Below are 646 nucleotides of genomic sequence, written 5' to 3' on the forward strand. Positions count from 1 at the left end.
CACGACTCGCGCCAACCGCGGCGTGTCAACCTCGGTGCGGGAGAACAGCTCGGAAAGGGTGAGCCCGAGCGCAGCGGTGAGGCGCCCCAGAAGGACGGCGGTCGGTTGCACATCGCCGCGTTCGATCTTCGCGATCATCGCCCGGGAGACACCGGAACGCTCGGCGAGAGCGTTGACCGACAGGCCCCGGTCGGTCCGAGTGGCGTGCAGGGTGGCTGCGAGGTTCGTGGTCAGGGAGTCCGGCATGTCTTCACTATAGTAGACGTGGCAACTACTATAGTGACATGACGTTGACGATTCGGGCCGCCGACCAGGGCGACGCCGCCGCATGCGCGACCATCTACCGGCCTTATGTGCTGCAGACCGCCATCACGTTCGAGACCGAGCCGCCGACAACGGCGGAGATGGCCCGTCGCATCGAGGTGGCCACCTGCTCGCACGCCTGGCTGGTGGCCGAGCACGCTGGCGAAGTCATCGGGTATGCCTACGCCGGGCCGTTCGCCGTCCGTCCGGCGTATCGCTGGTCCTGCGAAGTCAGCGTCTACCTGCAGACCGGACGCCGCCGCACCGGTGCCGGCCGTGCGCTCTACCAGGCTCTCCTGCCCCGGCTGATCGAACGCGGGTATCGCACCGCGGTGGCGAAGAT

Annotated in this window: 2 protein-coding genes; one reads left to right on the top strand and one right to left on the bottom strand. The window is 67.6% G+C overall.

Annotated features, from left to right (window positions below):
• Positions 1 to 246, bottom strand: a 246-nt coding sequence (locus tag DMB66_RS60485; protein ID WP_148113013.1) for a helix-turn-helix domain-containing protein, incomplete at its 3' end; no start/stop codon positions are given.
• A 38-nt stretch (positions 247 to 284) separates the two neighbouring features.
• Between DMB66_RS60485 and DMB66_RS60490 the strand changes: the two genes are divergently transcribed.
• Positions 285 to 646: GNAT family N-acetyltransferase (locus tag DMB66_RS60490; RefSeq protein WP_148113014.1), on the top strand; the 362-nt coding region annotated here is incomplete at its 3' end.

The sequence above is a fragment of the Actinoplanes sp. ATCC 53533 genome (genome assembly GCF_003947245.1).